The following is a 16,982-nucleotide window of genomic DNA, read 5'->3' on the forward strand; positions in this document are numbered from 1 at the left end:
TCAATCTGAACAGGTTTAGAGATATGAAACATTTCGAGAGATTCGTCGTCATTATTGTTGTTTTTTTGTTCACTGGTGGCTGTGACCGTAAGGACGATTTATTTGCAGCAGGACCGCTTTCTGCCCACCTTGTAGGAACCTGGATTTTAGATAAAATCGTAACACCAACACGGACATTGACAGGGGCGCAAATGGGTTATTCTGAAAAAATGGTGCATCGGAATGAGGCTGATGGTGATGTGGAGCGTATTATTCGTGATGATACACTTTACGCAAGACACATATGTGCCCGAAACCCGGCCCCAATTTCAAGCAAAAAGCATAAAACAGTGCTGATGTCTTACAGGGGCGGACTTAACAGATTCTATAAAATAACGAAGCAGAGTGGAAAACAGGACACGCTTGAAGCCTCTGATTATCTGCCAGAAATAGGAGGTGCTGCGGATACGGTCAAGTATTTCTACACCAATGCGATGCTTCTCTGATGATCCATTGATGAAAGCAATCAATTCTCAATAGTTTGCGCTGTTACGAGGAATACCCAGACATCAGAAGGTTCCCTAAAACTATTAGGGATGTCGGAAGCTCTACAATGAAGATGATACAGTGATAATTGCCAGGCTTGTCTGTCGAGAATTAAAGTAGTCTTATTGAACTTCAACTTTTACAAAAATTGTCAGCAATAAATTGATCGCTATGAGAAGCACTATCAAATTCTTAATGATCTCCATCCTAACAATCTTGACAGCCAACGGTTGTAAACGCGGTGACGATTTATTTGCTGGAGGGCCGCTTTCGACGCATTTAAATGGGACATGGAATTTAGAGAAAATTTTAACACCCACGCGCACGTTGACCGGATCGCAGATTGGTTATAACGAAAAACTGGTGCAAGTGCATGAGGGTGACGATGATGTAGACAAAGTTTACCGTAATGATACACTTTATGCTAAGCATATATGGGCGCGTACACCGGGTGTAATTACGAATGACAAAAAGAAAACTGTGCTGATGTCTTATAGAGCTGGGCTTAAAAGGTTTTTTAAAATTGCCAAACAAAGTGGAAAACCGAGCACGCTTACCGCTTCTGATTATTTGAAGGAAGTTGGAACAGCCGGGGATACGGTTACTTTTTTCTATTCTCAACCTATTCCTCGTTAACTAAACCTAATAATGATTTAGGTCTTGTTAGCTAAAAACTTTACTTTCTTATTTTTTCTGATACTTCGCATTCACCTGACTATATAGATCCGCAGGCACAGGCGAATCAATGACAGGAACTTGGGGTTTTGGTCTTACCCAGTCGAGGTAGCCTTTGCCCCAGGCATAGGCCAGGCCTAGGATGAGGATGCCGACAAAAATGGTCATTTCGGCGAGTGCAAACCAGCCCCATTGACCATTTGTTTGTGCAATAAGGTCTTCGTTTCCGAAAACGATCGCCCAGGGAAAAAGGAAAAGGAGCTCAACTTCAAATAAGACGAAGATCAATGCTATGACATAAAAACGCACATTGAACTGAATGTTGGCATTGCCTAATGGATCCTCGCCAGATTCATATGTGGTCAGCTTTTCTTCATTTGGACGATGCGGACGCAGGAATTTGGCAATGGTGAGCATTAGACCTAATAGTGCTATTGCTGCAATAATGAAGAGTAAGATGTAGCCAAAATCAGAGATCATAGTCCGGGACTCGTTTTTGCAAAGCTACTGATTTTAGGCTTTTGACGTGGATTCGTTCTTTAAAACCTTTACGAAGTTACCCAAACAAAGCAGGTCACATTACAGACTTAACCAAATTGTTCTCACACTCAGCCCGATGACCAATGCACCGATAATCAGCATGAGGGGCTTGCGTTTGATCTTTCCAACCAGCATTGCACCAAATGGAGCTGCGATAACGCCTCCTATGATCAACCCGGACACAACCTGCCAGCTGCTTACGCCGGTAAAAATGAGGAATGTAACGCCACTGGCAAAGGCAATCACAAACTCAGCCGCATTAACGGAACCAATCGTATAACGTGGGTCGCGCCCCTGACCGAGCAACGTAGAAGTTACAATCGGGCCCCAGCCGCCACCGCCGATCGAATCTAAAAAACCGCCCGCCGCTGCAAGAATGCCGATTTTCTTGGTTTTATTTTTTACCAAATTCTTTTGCAATGCCTTTCTGATAATGATCAAACCAAGAATAAGCATGTAAGCAGCGATGTATGGTTTTACAAAATCACCATCAATAACATCGGAAAGCAGATAAGCGCCGGTTATTGCGCCCAGCACACCAGGAATCAGAAGGCTTTTAAAAAGCTTTTTATTAATGTTCTTGTAACGAAAGTGCGAGATTGCGGAAGCTCCGGTTGTGAACATTTCTGCCACGTGAACGCTCGTGCTGCTGATCGCAGGCGGCACACCCAAACTCAATAAAAACGAAGTAGATGTCACCCCATAAGCCATACCCAACGCCCCGTCAACAAGCTGCGCGGCCAGTCCAACCAGCAGATACAACGCAAAGTCACTTCCTATAAACGCATTTACATCATCCTGACTCACTGATAATGAGCCATTAAATACAAATATTGCCGACAGGAGAATGGCAACAGCCGCAGGAACAATGTACCAGGCCGATATGGAAGGGAGTTTAAGCGAGAGCACTTTTGTAAGCATTGCTGTTGGTTTTTAAATTCGCCGTGAACAGGAAGTTACAAAAGTAGTAAAACTATTTAATCTACGTAATTAATAGATTATTAAAATTCATAAGAGTTTTTGTTTACCAAATGATCTTAACCAATGAGACACCTTGCGCAGGTAATGCAAATTGCAGCTTTATTCTTCCCTTTTCAACATTGACCCATTGCGGGGAAGTCAAAGTTTGTAACTGTCCGGCTCGTTCTAATTCAGCGATTTGCACGGCAGTTGGTTTTTGAGGGGATCCCATTTTTTTCCAAGCTTCATAAGCATTGCTATGTTCCTGATCGATCCGGTAATGATGCACTTGCACGCGCTCTGCATTGAGCCCGTTGAGTTGAAGATTGACAGGCGATGCGTCGACCATTTTGTTGTCGTCATGATAATTCCAGACCATTATGGCCGCTTCCCTCGCATTTTTTGTGGCAAAAGCATTGATATCCCGCTCTCCGCGAACGCTTTCTTTTTTCAGTTTTTCACCATTATAAGCCAGGTTCTGTCTTACCTCCACGCGGTTTCCATCCATCATCCCGAACATTCTGAAAACATTTAAGACAGGTTTATCTACGCCATTCGTCGCCAGATCCCGGAAACCTCTGAACCACGGCTGGTCCTCAAATTCAAATGCCCAGGTCACGGCACCCAGCAAATTAACGCCCCGGGCGTCGGCCAGCTCGTGCTTCCGGGCAAATGAAGCGGCTGTGTAACTGGAATACATGGTCCCGTTCCGGTAAGCATTCTGCGGATGAAGGTCTTCCGAGCAAGCCGCGCAGCCTTCGGGATCAGATTCACCAATGATAATCGGCAGATTTTTAAGGCTGGGATAAGAGGCCACGATCTCAAAACCTTTGTCAATGTCGCGCAGCTGCGTTCCCATATCCATGCGCACAATGCCGTCCACAACCTTGGGATTGCCTTTTGCGTGGAAAGTAATGAAGTCCAGGGGAGAGCCGGTCTTTCCCGTTACATAATTTTTACCGCTTACAACGTGGTCCAGAAATGTCCTGAAAAATTTTGCGGAAACGTCCCAATTTGGCCCGGTAACTTCCGGTCCGCCGATTTTTGCGGTCGGTAACGCACGCTTTACAGCGTCGGCAGAATAGTCGTAAAGCTTGATGTACTCCTCTGTCGTCCCTTTCCAATATCCAATGTTCGGCTCATTCCAAAGCTCCCAATACCAGGTTTCAACCTCCTCTTTTCCATACCGCTGAACAGAATGTTTCACCCATTGAAACACCAGCTCCGCGAATTTTTTATAGTCATTAGGCGGATAGGCCCAGCCAGTGTAAATGTCATTATAGTTGTCTCCCGGCTTCCAATAATGCCTGTAAGGCTGCGGTTTGGACGATAATGCTTCGGGCATAAAGCCAATTTGGGCAATCGGCCGCATGCCTCTTTCAATGTATGTATCAAAAATTTTGTCAACGATCGTCCAGTCATAAACCGGCTTTCCTTTTTTATCCTCGGTATAAACATTGGTCGAGCCCCACTTCAAAGCCGCCACGCCATCGCCCGTCACGAGCATGCTATGCGCCCGCACATAAACCGGAACTTTGCTCAGCTGCGAAATTTCCGTCAGCAACTTTTTCCCATCCTTCATGTAAGTATAGTTCGGCTCGTCATAACCAAACCAAGCCCAAATCGGCTTCGCCAGGCCCTTTTCGACATTCAGGTTGACTTCAATGGTGATAGGTTTTTGTGAAGATTCCTGGGCTACAACAATAGAAGAACTGATTAGTAATAAAGCAGAAACAAGTAATTTATGAAATGACATAGGGCTGTGGGTTATTGCAATGGCCAGAAAGTGGTGATTAGCATTGGTAAGGATATCCCTTTAAAAAACTACTAACCCTAAGGAGCAATTCACCAATTCCCAGCCCAGAAACTCGCTCCGTCAAACCCGCTTTGTGCTAGCAACTTGGCTGCCTGGGCGCTTCTTTTTCCGGTTTGGCAGTAGAAGACGATGGTTTTGTTGGGGGGTAATGTTGGGAGAATGTCGGGGATTTCAGATAGGGGGATGTTGATGCCGCCGAAGTTGTCGGCTTCAAATTCGTTATATTCCCTTACGTCAACGAGGTGGATCTGGCCGGGGTAGGATGCTTCGATTCGTTCGAAGTCTTCGTATTTCATTTCCATTAATTGGCTTTGCGGCTCGCTTTGGGCTGTTGTTTTCTCTGTTTTTGGAGCGGATGCAATTTGTTCGGATCTGGAAAATTCGAAAATGCTGTTTGTGTTGGTTAAAGCATTCATTACCAATAATTTGCCTGATAATGGTTCGCCGATTTCGCAGATGATCTTGATGGCTTCATTGGCCATATAAGTGCCGATCATTCCGGGTAAAATGCCGATTACGCCCGCTTCGGCGCAATTGTCCCCTTCTTCTGCATCGGGGAAAAGGCATCGGTAAGTGGGGCCGCCTTTGTAATTGAAAACCGAAACTTGCCCTTCAAAACGCAGGATGGACCCGAAAATCAATGGCTTATCCAGCTCGACGCAGGCATCATTGACGAGATAGCGCGTAGGGAAATTGTCTGAACCATCGACTACGATGTCATAGTCAGCAATGATTTTTGCAATATTATCTTCTTGCAGGCGAATGTTGTATGGAGTGAGTTTGACAAAAGGATTTTGGGCATTTAGTTTTTCAGTGGCAGTCAACACTTTGCTTTTGCCAATATCGGCTGCCGAGTAAAGAATCTGTCGATGCAGGTTGGTAATGTCCACCACATCATCGTCCACAATGCCAATGTGACCCACGCCCGCAGCCACGAGATATTGTAGCACCGGACAGCCCAGACCACCCGCGCCGACAACCAGCACTTTGGCAGCTTTCAGCTTTTCCTGGCCGGTTAGGCCCATTTCCGGCAATAATATCTGCCTGCTATAACGTTTGCGTTCCTGTTGTTCAAACATGTTATTCCAATTTCTTTATTGCACAAAAACCTGGTCCCAATCCTTCCAAACCGGCTCATAACCCCTTTTTCGGATTATGTCGGCAATCTGAGCCGGACTGCGTTCATCCGAAATCTCAAACTGTTCCAGCGACTCCGGTTCAACCGCATAGCCGCCCGGATTGGTTTTGGAGCCTGCACTGATAGACGTAACGCCCAATTGAATGCAATGATCCCGGAACTGCTCAGATTCACGTGTGGAAAGCGAGATTTCCACTTCCTCGTTCATGATCCGATACGCGCAAATCAGCTGTACAAGCTCCCGATCGGTCATTTCTACCTTCGGTTCAAGTCCGCCGGAAAATGGCCGCAGCCTGGGAAATGATAAACTATAACGCGTTTGCCAATAGGTTCGTTCGAGATATTGCAGGTGCGCGGCGGTGAAAAAGCTGTCTGTCCGCCAATCTTCCAGGCCAATCAAAACGCCGAGCCCCATTTTATGGATTCCGGCCTGCCCGAGTCGGTCGGGTGTCTCGAGGCGATAGTTAAAATTCGATTTTTTGCCTTTCGGATGATGTTTTTTGTAATCTTCCTTGTGATAGGTTTCCTGATAAATCAAAACAGAATAAAGCCCCAGCGCGATCAACTCCTCATATTCAGTGATTTCCAATGGTTGCACTTCCATTGAAATCTGTGAAAAGTAAGGTCGTATCAATTGGATCACTTCTTTGAAATAAGCCGTATGGACCGTCTGATTTGCCTCACCCGTTACGAGCAGAACATGGTCATAACCGAGCGATTTAATGACCTCGACCTCACGCAAAATCTCATCTTTTGAAAGCGTTTTTCTCCGCACTTTGTTATCCAGACTAAACCCGCAATACGTACAAATGTTGGTGCACTCATTTGACAAATAAAGCGGAATGTACATTTGCATGGTTTTGCCAAAACGCTTTTGAGTCAGTTTGCGGCTTAGCTGCGCCATCGGTTCCAGGAAATGTGCTGCTGCGGGAGATATCAATGCTTTGAAATCTTCCAATCTTCGTTTTTGAGCCAAAAGCGCCTTTTGCACATCATTTCCGGTTTTGGAATAAATGCTTGCCTTGACTTCCTCCCAATCGTATGCCTCAAATTTTTCTTTAAAGCTCATAATCCAGAAATGCAGTTAACGGACTGCTCGCCACAGCATGATTTTCCTGATTTCCTAACCGCGCCTCAAACGCCATTCGCCCCGCGATGACGGCCCACTTAAATGCCTTTGCCATAGCCACAGGGTCACCCGCAATCGCAATGGCTGTGTTTACCAAAACCGCATCGGCGCCAATTTCCATGGCTTTGGCAGCATCCGAAGGCGACCCGATTCCCGCATCCACGATCACAGGAACATTGCTTTGCTCAATGATAATTTCCAGAAAATCAATCGTTTTCAAACCCTTATTGCTCCCGATCGGAGCGCCGAGCGGCATGACGGCTGCGACGCCAGCATCCTCCAATCTTTTGCACAAAACCGGGTCTGCATGAATGTAAGGCAGGATTACGAAGCCCAATTTCGCCAGTTCCTCCGCAGCTTTGAGCGTTTCGATCGGGTCGGGGAGAAGATACTTTGGATCGGGATGGATTTCTAGTTTGAGCCAGTTGGTTTCCAAAGCTTCCCGTGCTAATTGTGCCGCAAAAACAGCTTCTCTGGCCGTTCTGACGCCCGAAGTGTTGGGCAGCAAATGAATGTGCGGGTGTTTCAGATGCAAGAGCATATCATCCTGCGCATCATTCACATCCACGCGCCGCAGCGCAACGGTCACAAGTTCCGAACCGGAAGCCAGCAGCGCTTCTTCCATCAACGCGGCAGAACTGAACTTGCCAGTCCCCGTAAACAGCCGCGATTCAAACGCTTTATCTGCGATTTTCAACATAATATTTCATCAAGTTTTTGGACCGTTTCTGTCCGGTTCTCGGATTGGATCAATGCAGAAGACATCGCTACGCCGTGTAAACCTGTTGCTAATAAGGCCGGAATGTCGTCCGGCAAAATGCCTCCGATGGCAATGATCGGAATGCTTAAATTTCGCTCAGATAGTTTTCGCATTAAAACCCGATAACCGTCCAGGCCCAGGATGGGACTGAGATTTTGCTTCGTCTTAGTAAATCGAAATGGCCCTAGTCCAACGTAATCCGCGCCTTCGTTGATCCGCAAACGAATGTCTTCCAATGTGTTGGCTGTTCCGCCAATGATCATGTTGGGGCCAACAATTTTTCGGGCTTCTGGGATAGGCATATCATTTAAACCCAGATGTAAACCATAAGCATTTACTGACACTGCAATGTTCGGGAAGTCATTGATAATCAGTTTGGCGTCATAACCATCGCAAACCGCTTTTGCAGCTCTGGCCATTTCTAAAACTTTGCTTTCAGGTTCTTTCTTAACGCGCAACTGGATCCAGCGGCAGCCAGCTTCCAAAGCCAGTTGAATGCTTTCCAGATGGCTCATTGTATCTGACTGATTGGAAATGAATTGCAGCTTTTGAATTTTCTCAATTTTCTCAATTTTCAACAATTGCCGGGGGCTTAAGCCCCCGGCAATTGTTGAAAATTGAGAAAATGAAGATTGTAAATTCCAGATTGCTCCTAGCATGGCTGCGCCATCGAAGTTCATCTTTTCTATTCTATCTATATTTGAATGATCAATTCCGCCAATAGCGATCACTTTCATTGTTTTTTGTTCTTCTTTTAAATAAAAATCATCATTAACGACTCCCTGATAGCTCTTTTTCGAAATGCTTTCGAAGACAGGCCCGAAGAATGTATAGTTGAAAAATTTGGGAAGTTGTGCGAGTTGGGCAATGTCGTGAATCGATGTGCTGAGTTTGAAACCGCCATTTTTTAGTTTTTCAAACATCAATTCCGGCGTGTCCTTTCTCAATTTTTCCGGGAAATGAAGCCTGGTGATCCCATATTGCGCTGCGAGTTCGTGATGCGAATGCAAAGCAATTTTGCAATAAAAGTCAGCGTCGATTTCTTCAAGCAACCCGTTCAAATCGGCCACATTACAACCGGGTTTACGGAGATGCAGGCGCTGCAACCCATTCCGAAAAAGCGCGTTGATCCGCTCGGATTCGTTCGGAATAAATTCAGGATGCGAAATGATGATCAGCTCCATATTATAAGTAAATCTGGCTGCCCAGACTCGCAAATTCCCTCGATTTTTCCTCCATTCCCTCTGTAATCGCCTCTTCATTCAAACCATTCTCCTCTGCATAATCGCGTACATCCTGCGTAATTTTCATCGAGCAGAAATTCGGTCCGCACATCGAACAGAAATGCGCGATTTTGGCGCCTTCTGCCGGTAATGTTTCGTCGTGGAATGATTTTGCCGTTTCAGGATCCAGCGAAAGGTTGAACTGATCTTCCCAGCGGAATTCGAAGCGGGCTTTGCTTAATGCATTGTCGCGATATTGCGCTCCGGGATGTCCTTTGGCTAAATCCGCGGCATGGGCGGCGATTTTATACGTAATTACGCCGTCCTTCACATCCTTTTTATTAGGCAGTCCCAAATGTTCCTTCGGCGTCACGTAACAAAGCATGGCCGTCCCGAACCAGCCGATCATAGCCGCGCCGATCGCTGATGTAATGTGGTCATAACCAGGGGCAATGTCGGTTGTTAATGGTCCTAATGTATAAAATGGCGCTTCCTGGCAATGTTCCAGCTGCTTTTCCATATTTTCCTTAATCAAATGCATCGGTACGTGGCCGGGGCCTTCGATAATGGTTTGAACATCATGTTTCCAGGCGATTTTGGTGAGCTCACCCAGCGTTTCGAGTTCAGAAAATTGGGCGGCGTCATTGGCATCCGCAATGCAGCCCGGACGCAAGCCGTCGCCTAACGAAAAAGCGACGTCATAGGCGTTCATAATCTCACATATTTCCTCAAAATGCGTGTAAAGAAAATTCTCTTTGTGATGCGCCAGGCACCATTTGGCCATAATAGAGCCACCTCTGGATACGATTCCCGTAAGTCTTTTGGCCGTAAGCGGAATATAACGAAGCAGTACTCCCGCATGGATCGTGAAATAATCGACGCCCTGTTCGGCTTGCTCGATGAGCGTGTCGCGGAATAGCTCCCAGGTCAAATCTTCGGCTTTACCATTCACTTTTTCCAAAGCCTGATAAATTGGAACAGTGCCGATGGGAACGGGAGAATTACGGATGATCCATTCGCGGGTTTCGTGAATATTCTTACCTGTGGAGAGATCCATGATCGTGTCAGCGCCCCAGCGGCAAGCCCAAACGGCCTTTTCTACTTCTTCCTCAATGGTTGAGGAAACCGCAGAGTTGCCAATATTAGCATTGATTTTTACCAAGAAATTACGTCCAATGATCATCGGCTCGCTTTCCGGGTGGTTAATGTTCACTGGAATCACCGCGCGGCCTGCTGCTACTTCTGAGCGTACAAATTCGGGCGTGATAAACTTCACAGGCGTGTTAGCACCAAAACTATGACCGCGGTGCTGGTGCGCAAGCGAGCCTGCCTTACTATTCAGTTCCAATAGATTTTCCTGGATCCGCTGGTTTTCGCGGATCGCAATGTATTCCATCTCAGCCGTAATGATGCCTTTTTTTGCATAATGCAATTGGGAAACATTCGCACCTGCTTTGGCGCGTAATGGCTTGGTAATGTGCGCAAAACGCAATGCATCTAATGACGGATCCGAAAGGCGCTGTTGCCCGTAATTTGAACTGATGCCTTCCAGTTGCTCCACATCCTGCCGTCCTTTAATCCATTCCGACCGTAATGCGGGCAGTCCTTTTTTTACGTCAATTAAAACATTGGGATCAGTAAACGGGCCGCTTGTATCGTAAACGGTCACCGGCGCATTTTTTTCCACCTGCCCAGCTCTTCCATGCAAACGCGTATCGGTCAATGCAATTTCCCGCATCGCAACGGACACATTATGCAGGTTGCCTTTTACATAAATTTTCCTGGAATTCGGAAATGGGTCTGTGGTCACACTGCCGCTCTGTGGCGTTTTTTCAGTTTTCATAAAATGTTGGATTAAGGATAAACATATGGGGGAGAATGGAGGCTAGCCGCCTTGGGTAGCGGTGATCAGCATCACGCGGTCATGCGGTTGCAGCTTATGATCAGTCCATGCCGATTTAGGCACAACAGACTGATTGACAGCGACTGCGATCCCTTTGGCCTGATCAGGAAAAAGAGCAGAAAGTAATTGCTGGACCGAGAGTGGTTCAGAAAATTCGCGCGATTGACCGTTGATGATAATTTCCATTCCGAGTTGTGTTTTTGAGAAAAACTTCAGGAATGGACCTTTTTTTGGAAAGATACATTGAGATACAATAGCAGTATCTCTTACTTTTCCCTTCGGCAGTACTAACTGCATCAGGTTCAAAGGGTATTATCTCAGTCCGCATATCGGGACACCCCTAAAGTTTAGGCAAAGCTATTCCAAAAAATGTATTTATAAAAATTAACCATAGAAAAGAGTGGCAAAGGACACATTGGGATCACTTTTATTTTAAGAATTATCGGGTAACTTTAAGGTCATATTTACCAATTATATCGAACCTACGTTACTTGATGGATCTCATTATCAGAAGCGCTGCTCCAAAGGATTTGCCATCCCTTTTAGAAATTATTAACCACGCCATTCTCAACACCACTGCCATTTACGACTACGAACCCCGGACTTTGGACGAGCAACGGGAATGGTTCGAAAAAATGTTCAATGACGGCATGCCTGTGATTGTCGCGGAAAGGGAAGGCAAAGTCATTGGTTACGGTTCCTACAATATTTTCCGACCCAAAATCGGCTACAAGTTCAGTGTAGAACATTCCATTTACCTGGATGAAAAATCAAGAGGATTGGGCGTAGGCGGCAAATTGCTCGGCAGCCTCATCCAGCGCGCCCGGGAATCCGGCCTGCACAGCATGATCGCCGGCATCGACGCCGCCAACCGCGGCAGCATCGAGTTTCACAAGAAGTATGGTTTTGTTGAAAAGGGATATTTGAAGGAAGTAGCCTATAAATTTGATCAGTGGCTGGATCTGGTTTTTATGCAGTTGCTGTTGGAGGAGGATTGAGAAGCTGTCTGCCTGAGCGTTGCTTATGCCTGTCAGGAGCGTACTTCTGCCGGTCCGCTCAGGCTGACAGGGCGTTGTTCTTGTCAGCAGCATCTCTCAATGTGCCCGTCCAGTCTCCACATAACTCTCCTCATCGCCAGTCGGCTTGCCTTGCCACCAGGATGCAAGTATCGAACCGGTAATGTTCATTAACGGCCCGAAAATAGCGGGTGCGAGCCCTACCGTGGCCATCTTTCCCATTTCCTTGGCTATACCGGACGCCAGGCCGCCGTTTTGCATGCCCACTTCTATCGCAATAGTGCGGCAGTCCCTTTCGCTCATTTTGAAGAGGCGGCCGGACCAGTAACCCAACGTGTAACCGGATAGATTATGGATCAGTACGAGCAGCAGCAATGTTGGTCCGATCGTAAGCAGACTGTCGCGACCGGCTGCTGTGATGATGACGATGATAAATGCGATCCCGGCCATGGAAACGATCGGCATAGCGTCGTCGAGCCACTTGGCTTTGCCGCTGAAAAATTTGTTGAACAGCAAGCCTGCGCCGATGGGAATAATGACCATCTTGATAATGTCCCACATCATATGCAATGTATCAATTTGTACAAATGCACCTGCTAATAAGCTCATTAACAATGGTGTCACGATAGGAGCGAGCATTGTTGAAATCGCTGTGATCGTGATCGATAATGCCAGGTTTGCTTTGGCCAGATAGGAAATTACATTGGATGCCATTCCGTTCGGAGAGCAGCCGATGAGGATAATTCCGGCTGCGATCTCAGGTGGGAAACCGCTTAGGTTGGCCAGTGTAAAGCCAATGGTTGGCATAATGATAAAATGGCTTACTACACCGATTAACACGCCTTTTGGCATTTTCACAACGCCTACAAAATCCCCGAAGCTCATTGAGGTGCCCATACCGAACATAATGATCTGGATCAGCGGAGTGATTAATGCAGCCAGCTTAAAACCATCGACCGTTTGGAAATGCTGCGGATAATAAAGCGCGGTGGTAACTGCGGCGAAAATGACGGTTGTGTAGGTAAAGCCCTTGAGCTTTTCAAAACCCCTGAAACTGATGGCTAACAACAGAAAAAATGCAATAAAGAAGGGTCCGGCTTGCGGAAGGTTTCCGGAGAGGGCCATGAAAAGCGCAACCAGAAGACACAAACCTGCGACGCCGGCGAGTAGCTTGTAAACATTCATATAATTGTGGTTATAATGCTATTGAAAAGGGAACGCAATAGTGCCCTGGCACTTCACAAACAGGAGTTACCAGGTTCTTTTCTTCATGTATTCGTCCAACTCGGCGCGCTTCATCGGAATTTCCTTTGGATTGCTGTCCAGCCATTTCAGGAAAGCTTCTTTGAGCTGGTCGGTCCATTGGTTGTCGATCTGGCCGGGAGTGAATTTGCCTTCGCGAAGCATTTGAAGCGCGAATTTGTCCCTTAATGTGAGAAATTCGGCGGTCAAGATTACTTTTTCGGCCATGTGCGCGGGAATGAAGATCACGCCTTCTTTTTTAGCCAAAACCACATCACCTGGCAATACAATAGCGCGGCCAATTCGGATGGGCGTATTAATGCCGGTCAGAAAAACGTCTTTCAGGAATGATGGGTCAAAGTCCCTCACAAAAGCATTAAATCCTTCAATTTTAGAAAGTCCTTCCAGATCGCGGACGGATGCATCGAACACGACGCCATTGCCTGATTTGGTAAAAATGGATGTTCCCAAGTTATCGCCGATCAATGTTCCGCTGGCGATTTTACCAAAACCATCTGCTACATAAACGTCGCCTTTGGAAAGCTTGTCGATGGGCCAGGAATTGGTGTTTCCCAACATTCCGTTCTTGTTACCACGGTCTTTTACCAATTTTTCAACATCCGGGCGGGAAGGCATAAACTGGGCGGTTAACGCACGGCCGGTGATGACGATATCATCTTTCAAAATCTTCCAATTACCATCGAACTGGCAGTTATAGCCCTCATTTTGAAGCACAACCCAGGCCTCTTCAATAGATATATTTTTAGCGCGTTCAATGAGCGCATCCGGTACTTTGGGGCGGCCGTCCGGGAAGCGTTCGCCTTTCCATTCGGAGGTTAGGAACATGAGTTCTTCTTTGGGCATTATTTGCGCCTGCGTGGACTGCGAAGCGCCGAAATGAAGGGCTAAAAGGGCTATTACGCCAAGAAATCGTACTCTCATATTTGAAAAATAAAAATTGCGGCAAGATATTGGGTCAAAGATGCATCGAATGGATTATCATTCAAATTATCTTTTGGTCATCACGAGCGGTTCTGTAAGGCCATTGAGATCGTAAACCACTTTTCCGGCACGGATAGTGACCTCAGCTTCAAGCTTTTGCTTTCCCTGGATCTTGGTGCCCGTGTAATCCCAGAAACCAAATGTGCCTGTGTCATTCAATTGAAATTTACCATCTAAAACCCGTAAAACGGTCACGTCCGCACGCGAGCCGACGGATAAATTACCAAGTTCTTCTCTATGAATGGCTTGCGCAGGCGCCCAGGTGCTCGCTTTAATCACTGCGGGAAGGTCCATGCCCATGGCCAGGAATTTAGACATTACATTTAGCATATCTTTCATTGCATTGTTCATGCTGCCGGTATGAATGTCGGTGCTGATGGTGTTGGGGTAAAATCCGCTTTTGACCGCTGGAATAGCCTGGGAAAATGCGAAGCTGATGCCGCCATAACCCACGTCAAAAAGGATTCCTTTCTTTCGCGCTTCATATACAAACGGCTTGATCTTTCCCGTCGCAACATCCAGGATCGGCTCTCTGCTGCTGAGCTGACCGAAGCAATGTGTGAAAATATCACCCGGACGCAGGCGCTTCATGAATAACTCTTCGATAGGCAAAACAGGCTTGCTGCCTCCAAAATCCACCATAACAGGCACATTGGCAAGTTTTCCGGCTTCCACGGCGCGCTCCGTCGGCGTCCAGTTGTAGCCATTGTAATGCGCAAGTTTAATGCCGACAATGTAATCCGGGTTTTCCTTTACCACTTTGGCAGTTGCTGCAGCGTCCATATCCTCCACATTCTGCTCGTAAGTGCCGCCCCGCATACCTTCTCCTACAATGTTCAAAAATGCGAGCACGCGGGTTTTGGATATATCAATGGTTTGTTTCTTGAAATCGGGAAAAGACTTCCAGCCCGCGCAGCCAGCGTCCACAACCGTGGTAACGCCCGTGCGGAATGTAAAACCGTCCGGCGGCAATGCATTGGGGCCATTGCTGTAAGTCTGGTCCATGTTTGTACCGTAAAAGTTATGGGAATGCATGTCGATGAGGCCGGGAGTAACGAACAACCCTTTTGCATTCACGACTTGTTTGCCTTCTTTGGGATCAATGTTCTTGGCAACGAGCATCACGGTGTCGCCTTTGAGGGCCACGTCCATGATGCCGTTCACATTGTTTTTGGGGTCAATAACGTGGCCGCCTTTGATCACCACAGAATATTGCTGGGCTTTGACGGAGCTGAATGCGACGAGAAACGCAAAACAGGTTAAGAGTAATTTTATGGTCATGATTTCAGGTTTTAGGAATATGGGCACTCGATAAGCAAAAGAAATTCAGGGTCTGTTTTTAATGCTGGTTGTGTGTTTAATGTTAAAGGGTTTGATATGAATAAATCAGACTTCCCGGTTTGTCGCCTGGAAGTCTGATAATTGGTCGTTGTTTAGACTTGCTAAGTCTTTAAGACTTAGCAAGTCTAATAGCAAAAATTATTTATCCCACCAAACAGTGCTTGAAAGTGTATTAGTACCGCCTTGTCTCGTTCTTGCTTCGTAGAAGTTGTCTCTGTTATAAAGCTCTTCTGAATCTGGGATCACGAAACGGGTCGGGATTTTTCCGCCGGTTAAGTTTCCGGGATAGTTTGTTGGCGTCAGTTTAGGATATCCGGTGCGTCTCCAGTTTGACCAGATCTCATATTCATCTTCCAAAAACAGCGCAACCCATTTCTGCGTGCCGATTTGCTCCATTTTATCGGCCAGTGTTCCGGTGGATTTATATGGATTTGCTTTCAGGTAAGCCGCAATTTTGGCATCGGAAATGACACCGCCTGCACCAAATGCCGCCCATTGTTTCATGCCGGATGTTACTGCGCTTTCGTATTCAGCAGCTGGCGTTGTCGTTGTATACCAGCCTCTTAGTCCAGCCTCAGCCAGCAGCAGGTGAACTTCCGCCGGGGTGAAAACCAGCAATGGCGCATTGTATTTCAGGATTGTGTTTGGATTCGGCTCGGAGTAGGAGTCGAAATCCGCCGGCAACGAGTTGAATGCGGCATTAGGCATTCCTTTTTGTAAGGCAGTTGCAGTGTCGGCAACATAAGGAGCTGTTGCAGAAGCTTTTGTCCAAACTACGGAAATAACATTCAACCGCGGATCTTTGGTTGTTTTCAAATGGTCGACCAATGTTTTGGCCAATTTTCCGCCTTCTACATTGTCACCACCCGGAGAGACGTAATCTGTTGACATCAGGCCTGCCGCGATGAAGTTTCTGCTTGCCGTAATGGAGCCGTCCACATAGGCAATCGTCGCAATGTCTGCGTCCGACGTGATCACGCCGCCAGCGATCGCTTTCTTCACCCAGGTTTCAGCGGATGCTGCATCCACTTCGGTAAGGCGCATTCCCAAACGCAGCATTAATGAGTAAGCGAATTTTTTCCACTTGGTAATGTCGCCGCCATAGATCAGGTCCGCGTTGCCGAATGTTGGCTGAGCCGCGTCAAATGCATTGACCGACTCGTCCAGCTCTTTCAGCAAATCGGCATAAATGGCCTGCTGCGTGTCGTATTTTGGTGTAAAATTCTGGTCAGAAAGTGCTTTTCCAGCGTCAGAATAAGGAATGTCACCATATAAATCAGTCAAGCGGTGAAACAGGTAGGCTTTCCAAATGCGGGAAACAGAGAGCTTATTAACGTCAGCCGGATTCTCCGAAACGGCGTCGATCACCTGTGCAATGTCGATCACCGCGCCCTGGCTCACCGGATCGCCTCCATAAAGCTGCCAGCTTGCCTGGCTGTAACCGAAATTGAAATACTTATCACCCGCACCCGGCACTTCCTTGTAAGTAGCGAAATGCTGCATGGAACCGCCGATGGTCAGGTAGGCAGCGCCTGTGAAGTTGTTGCTTACCGTTACCAGCTGCGCACGTGTGAATAGAAAGCCCGGCACAACCTCGGTTGACGCATTCGGATTCACATTCATTTCTTCAAAACCATTGTCGCAGGAGGCAAAAAACATGGCCGGAGCCAGATATAGTATTTTAATTAAATTTTTCATATCCACTAAAATCT

General features: G+C 46.8%; 16 protein-coding genes and 1 riboswitch. Of the genes, 3 read left to right on the plus strand and 13 right to left on the minus strand.

Annotated elements, in window-relative coordinates; translation table 11 throughout:
• The first annotated feature begins 23 nt into the window (after positions 1–23).
• Both L0659_RS06955 and L0659_RS06960 read left to right on the plus strand, forming a co-directional pair.
• A complete protein-coding gene (locus L0659_RS06955; RefSeq protein ID WP_235125022.1) occupies positions 24–485 on the plus strand; it encodes a hypothetical protein in 462 nt (153 codons plus the stop codon).
• A gap of 211 nt (positions 486–696) precedes the next feature.
• Complete coding sequence (locus L0659_RS06960; RefSeq protein ID WP_235125023.1) at positions 697–1,161, plus strand: hypothetical protein; 465 nt, start codon at positions 697–699, stop codon at positions 1,159–1,161.
• 48 nt (positions 1,162–1,209) lie between these two features.
• Here the strand turns inward: L0659_RS06960 and L0659_RS06965 are convergent, their stop codons facing one another.
• The 9 genes from L0659_RS06965 to thiS all read right to left on the minus strand — a co-directional run bounded on the left by L0659_RS06965 (position 1,210) and on the right by thiS (position 10,966).
• The gene (locus L0659_RS06965; RefSeq protein WP_235125024.1) at positions 1,210–1,680 is read right to left on the minus strand and encodes an NADH-quinone oxidoreductase subunit A; all 471 of its coding nucleotides are present in this window, start codon (positions 1,678–1,680) and stop codon (positions 1,210–1,212) included.
• Positions 1,681–1,779: 99 nt separating this feature from the next.
• Positions 1,780–2,661: a sulfite exporter TauE/SafE family protein gene (locus tag L0659_RS06970; RefSeq protein ID WP_235125025.1), complete on the minus strand. Its 882-nt coding sequence runs from the start codon at positions 2,659–2,661 to the stop codon at positions 1,780–1,782.
• A 103-nt stretch (positions 2,662–2,764) separates the two neighbouring features.
• A complete protein-coding gene (locus tag L0659_RS06975; RefSeq protein ID WP_235125026.1) occupies positions 2,765–4,456 on the minus strand; it encodes a GH39 family glycosyl hydrolase in 1,692 nt (563 codons plus the stop codon).
• Between the two features lie 89 nt (positions 4,457–4,545).
• Positions 4,546–5,595, minus strand: coding sequence for a HesA/MoeB/ThiF family protein (moeB, locus tag L0659_RS06980; RefSeq protein ID WP_235125027.1), 1,050 nt, complete (start codon positions 5,593–5,595; stop codon positions 4,546–4,548).
• 15 nt (positions 5,596–5,610) lie between these two features.
• The gene (gene thiH, locus L0659_RS06985) at positions 5,611–6,723 is read right to left on the minus strand and encodes a 2-iminoacetate synthase ThiH (RefSeq protein ID WP_235125029.1); all 1,113 of its coding nucleotides are present in this window, start codon (positions 6,721–6,723) and stop codon (positions 5,611–5,613) included.
• Positions 6,713–7,483 carry a thiazole synthase gene (locus L0659_RS06990; protein WP_235125030.1) on the minus strand — a complete coding sequence of 257 codons (771 nt, stop codon included), beginning with the start codon at positions 7,481–7,483 and terminating at the stop codon, positions 6,713–6,715. The genes thiH and L0659_RS06990 overlap by 11 nt, the downstream gene beginning before the upstream one ends.
• Positions 7,477–8,727, minus strand: coding sequence for a thiamine phosphate synthase (locus L0659_RS06995; RefSeq protein WP_235125031.1), 1,251 nt, complete (start codon positions 8,725–8,727; stop codon positions 7,477–7,479). Before L0659_RS06995 ends, L0659_RS06990 begins: the two co-directional genes overlap by 7 nt.
• Before the next feature lies 1 nt (position 8,728).
• Positions 8,729–10,609 carry a phosphomethylpyrimidine synthase ThiC gene (thiC, locus tag L0659_RS07000; protein WP_235125032.1) on the minus strand — a complete coding sequence of 627 codons (1,881 nt, stop codon included), beginning with the start codon at positions 10,607–10,609 and terminating at the stop codon, positions 8,729–8,731.
• 42 nt (positions 10,610–10,651) lie between these two features.
• Positions 10,652–10,966: a sulfur carrier protein ThiS gene (thiS, locus tag L0659_RS07005; RefSeq protein ID WP_235125033.1), complete on the minus strand. Its 315-nt coding sequence runs from the start codon at positions 10,964–10,966 to the stop codon at positions 10,652–10,654.
• A riboswitch (TPP riboswitch) is annotated at positions 10,926–11,021 on the minus strand. It overlaps the preceding gene by 41 nt.
• Positions 11,022–11,163: 142 nt before the next feature.
• Here thiS and L0659_RS07010 point away from each other — a divergent pair.
• Positions 11,164–11,667: a GNAT family N-acetyltransferase gene (locus L0659_RS07010; protein WP_235125034.1), complete on the plus strand. Its 504-nt coding sequence runs from the start codon at positions 11,164–11,166 to the stop codon at positions 11,665–11,667.
• Between the two features lie 96 nt (positions 11,668–11,763).
• Here the strand turns inward: L0659_RS07010 and L0659_RS07015 are convergent, their stop codons facing one another.
• The 4 genes from L0659_RS07015 to L0659_RS07030 all read right to left on the minus strand — a co-directional run bounded on the left by L0659_RS07015 (position 11,764) and on the right by L0659_RS07030 (position 16,968).
• Positions 11,764–12,870, minus strand: coding sequence for a bile acid:sodium symporter family protein (locus L0659_RS07015; RefSeq protein WP_235125035.1), 1,107 nt, complete (start codon positions 12,868–12,870; stop codon positions 11,764–11,766).
• A gap of 66 nt (positions 12,871–12,936) precedes the next feature.
• A complete protein-coding gene (locus L0659_RS07020; protein ID WP_235125036.1) occupies positions 12,937–13,869 on the minus strand; it encodes an RraA family protein in 933 nt (310 codons plus the stop codon).
• Positions 13,870–13,935: 66 nt separating this feature from the next.
• Positions 13,936–15,210, minus strand: a complete 1,275-nt coding sequence (locus L0659_RS07025; protein WP_235125037.1) for an amidohydrolase/deacetylase family metallohydrolase — start codon at positions 15,208–15,210, stop codon at positions 13,936–13,938.
• Positions 15,211–15,408: 198 nt separating this feature from the next.
• On the minus strand, positions 15,409–16,968 hold the full coding sequence (locus L0659_RS07030; protein WP_235125038.1) for a SusD/RagB family nutrient-binding outer membrane lipoprotein: 1,560 nt from the start codon (positions 16,966–16,968) through the stop codon (positions 15,409–15,411).
• Positions 16,969–16,982 lie beyond the last annotated feature (14 nt).

Origin of the sequence: Dyadobacter sp. CY347, assembly GCF_021502655.1 — a bacterium.
Lineage (GTDB): Bacteria > Bacteroidota > Bacteroidia > Cytophagales > Spirosomataceae > Dyadobacter.

Excerpts from the sequence above, each read along its gene's own strand:
- L0659_RS06955 (WP_235125022.1), top strand. The coding sequence starts at position 24 with ATGAAACATTTCGAGAGATTCGTCGTCATTATTGTTGTTTTTTTGTTC.
- L0659_RS06960 (WP_235125023.1), top strand. The coding sequence starts at position 697 with ATGAGAAGCACTATCAAATTCTTAATGATCTCCATCCTAACAATCTTG.
- L0659_RS06965 (WP_235125024.1), bottom strand. The coding sequence starts at position 1,680 with ATGATCTCTGATTTTGGCTACATCTTACTCTTCATTATTGCAGCAATA.
- L0659_RS06970 (WP_235125025.1), bottom strand. The coding sequence starts at position 2,661 with ATGCTTACAAAAGTGCTCTCGCTTAAACTCCCTTCCATATCGGCCTGG.
- L0659_RS06975 (WP_235125026.1), bottom strand. The coding sequence starts at position 4,456 with ATGTCATTTCATAAATTACTTGTTTCTGCTTTATTACTAATCAGTTCT.
- moeB (WP_235125027.1), bottom strand. The coding sequence starts at position 5,595 with ATGTTTGAACAACAGGAACGCAAACGTTATAGCAGGCAGATATTATTG.
- thiH (WP_235125029.1), bottom strand. The coding sequence starts at position 6,723 with ATGAGCTTTAAAGAAAAATTTGAGGCATACGATTGGGAGGAAGTCAAG.
- L0659_RS06990 (WP_235125030.1), bottom strand. The coding sequence starts at position 7,483 with ATGTTGAAAATCGCAGATAAAGCGTTTGAATCGCGGCTGTTTACGGGG.
- L0659_RS06995 (WP_235125031.1), bottom strand. The coding sequence starts at position 8,727 with ATGGAGCTGATCATCATTTCGCATCCTGAATTTATTCCGAACGAATCC.
- thiC (WP_235125032.1), bottom strand. The coding sequence starts at position 10,609 with ATGAAAACTGAAAAAACGCCACAGAGCGGCAGTGTGACCACAGACCCA.
- thiS (WP_235125033.1), bottom strand. The coding sequence starts at position 10,966 with ATGCAGTTAGTACTGCCGAAGGGAAAAGTAAGAGATACTGCTATTGTA.
- L0659_RS07010 (WP_235125034.1), top strand. The coding sequence starts at position 11,164 with ATGGATCTCATTATCAGAAGCGCTGCTCCAAAGGATTTGCCATCCCTT.
- L0659_RS07015 (WP_235125035.1), bottom strand. The coding sequence starts at position 12,870 with ATGAATGTTTACAAGCTACTCGCCGGCGTCGCAGGTTTGTGTCTTCTG.
- L0659_RS07020 (WP_235125036.1), bottom strand. The coding sequence starts at position 13,869 with ATGAGAGTACGATTTCTTGGCGTAATAGCCCTTTTAGCCCTTCATTTC.
- L0659_RS07025 (WP_235125037.1), bottom strand. The coding sequence starts at position 15,210 with ATGACCATAAAATTACTCTTAACCTGTTTTGCGTTTCTCGTCGCATTC.
- L0659_RS07030 (WP_235125038.1), bottom strand. The coding sequence starts at position 16,968 with ATGAAAAATTTAATTAAAATACTATATCTGGCTCCGGCCATGTTTTTT.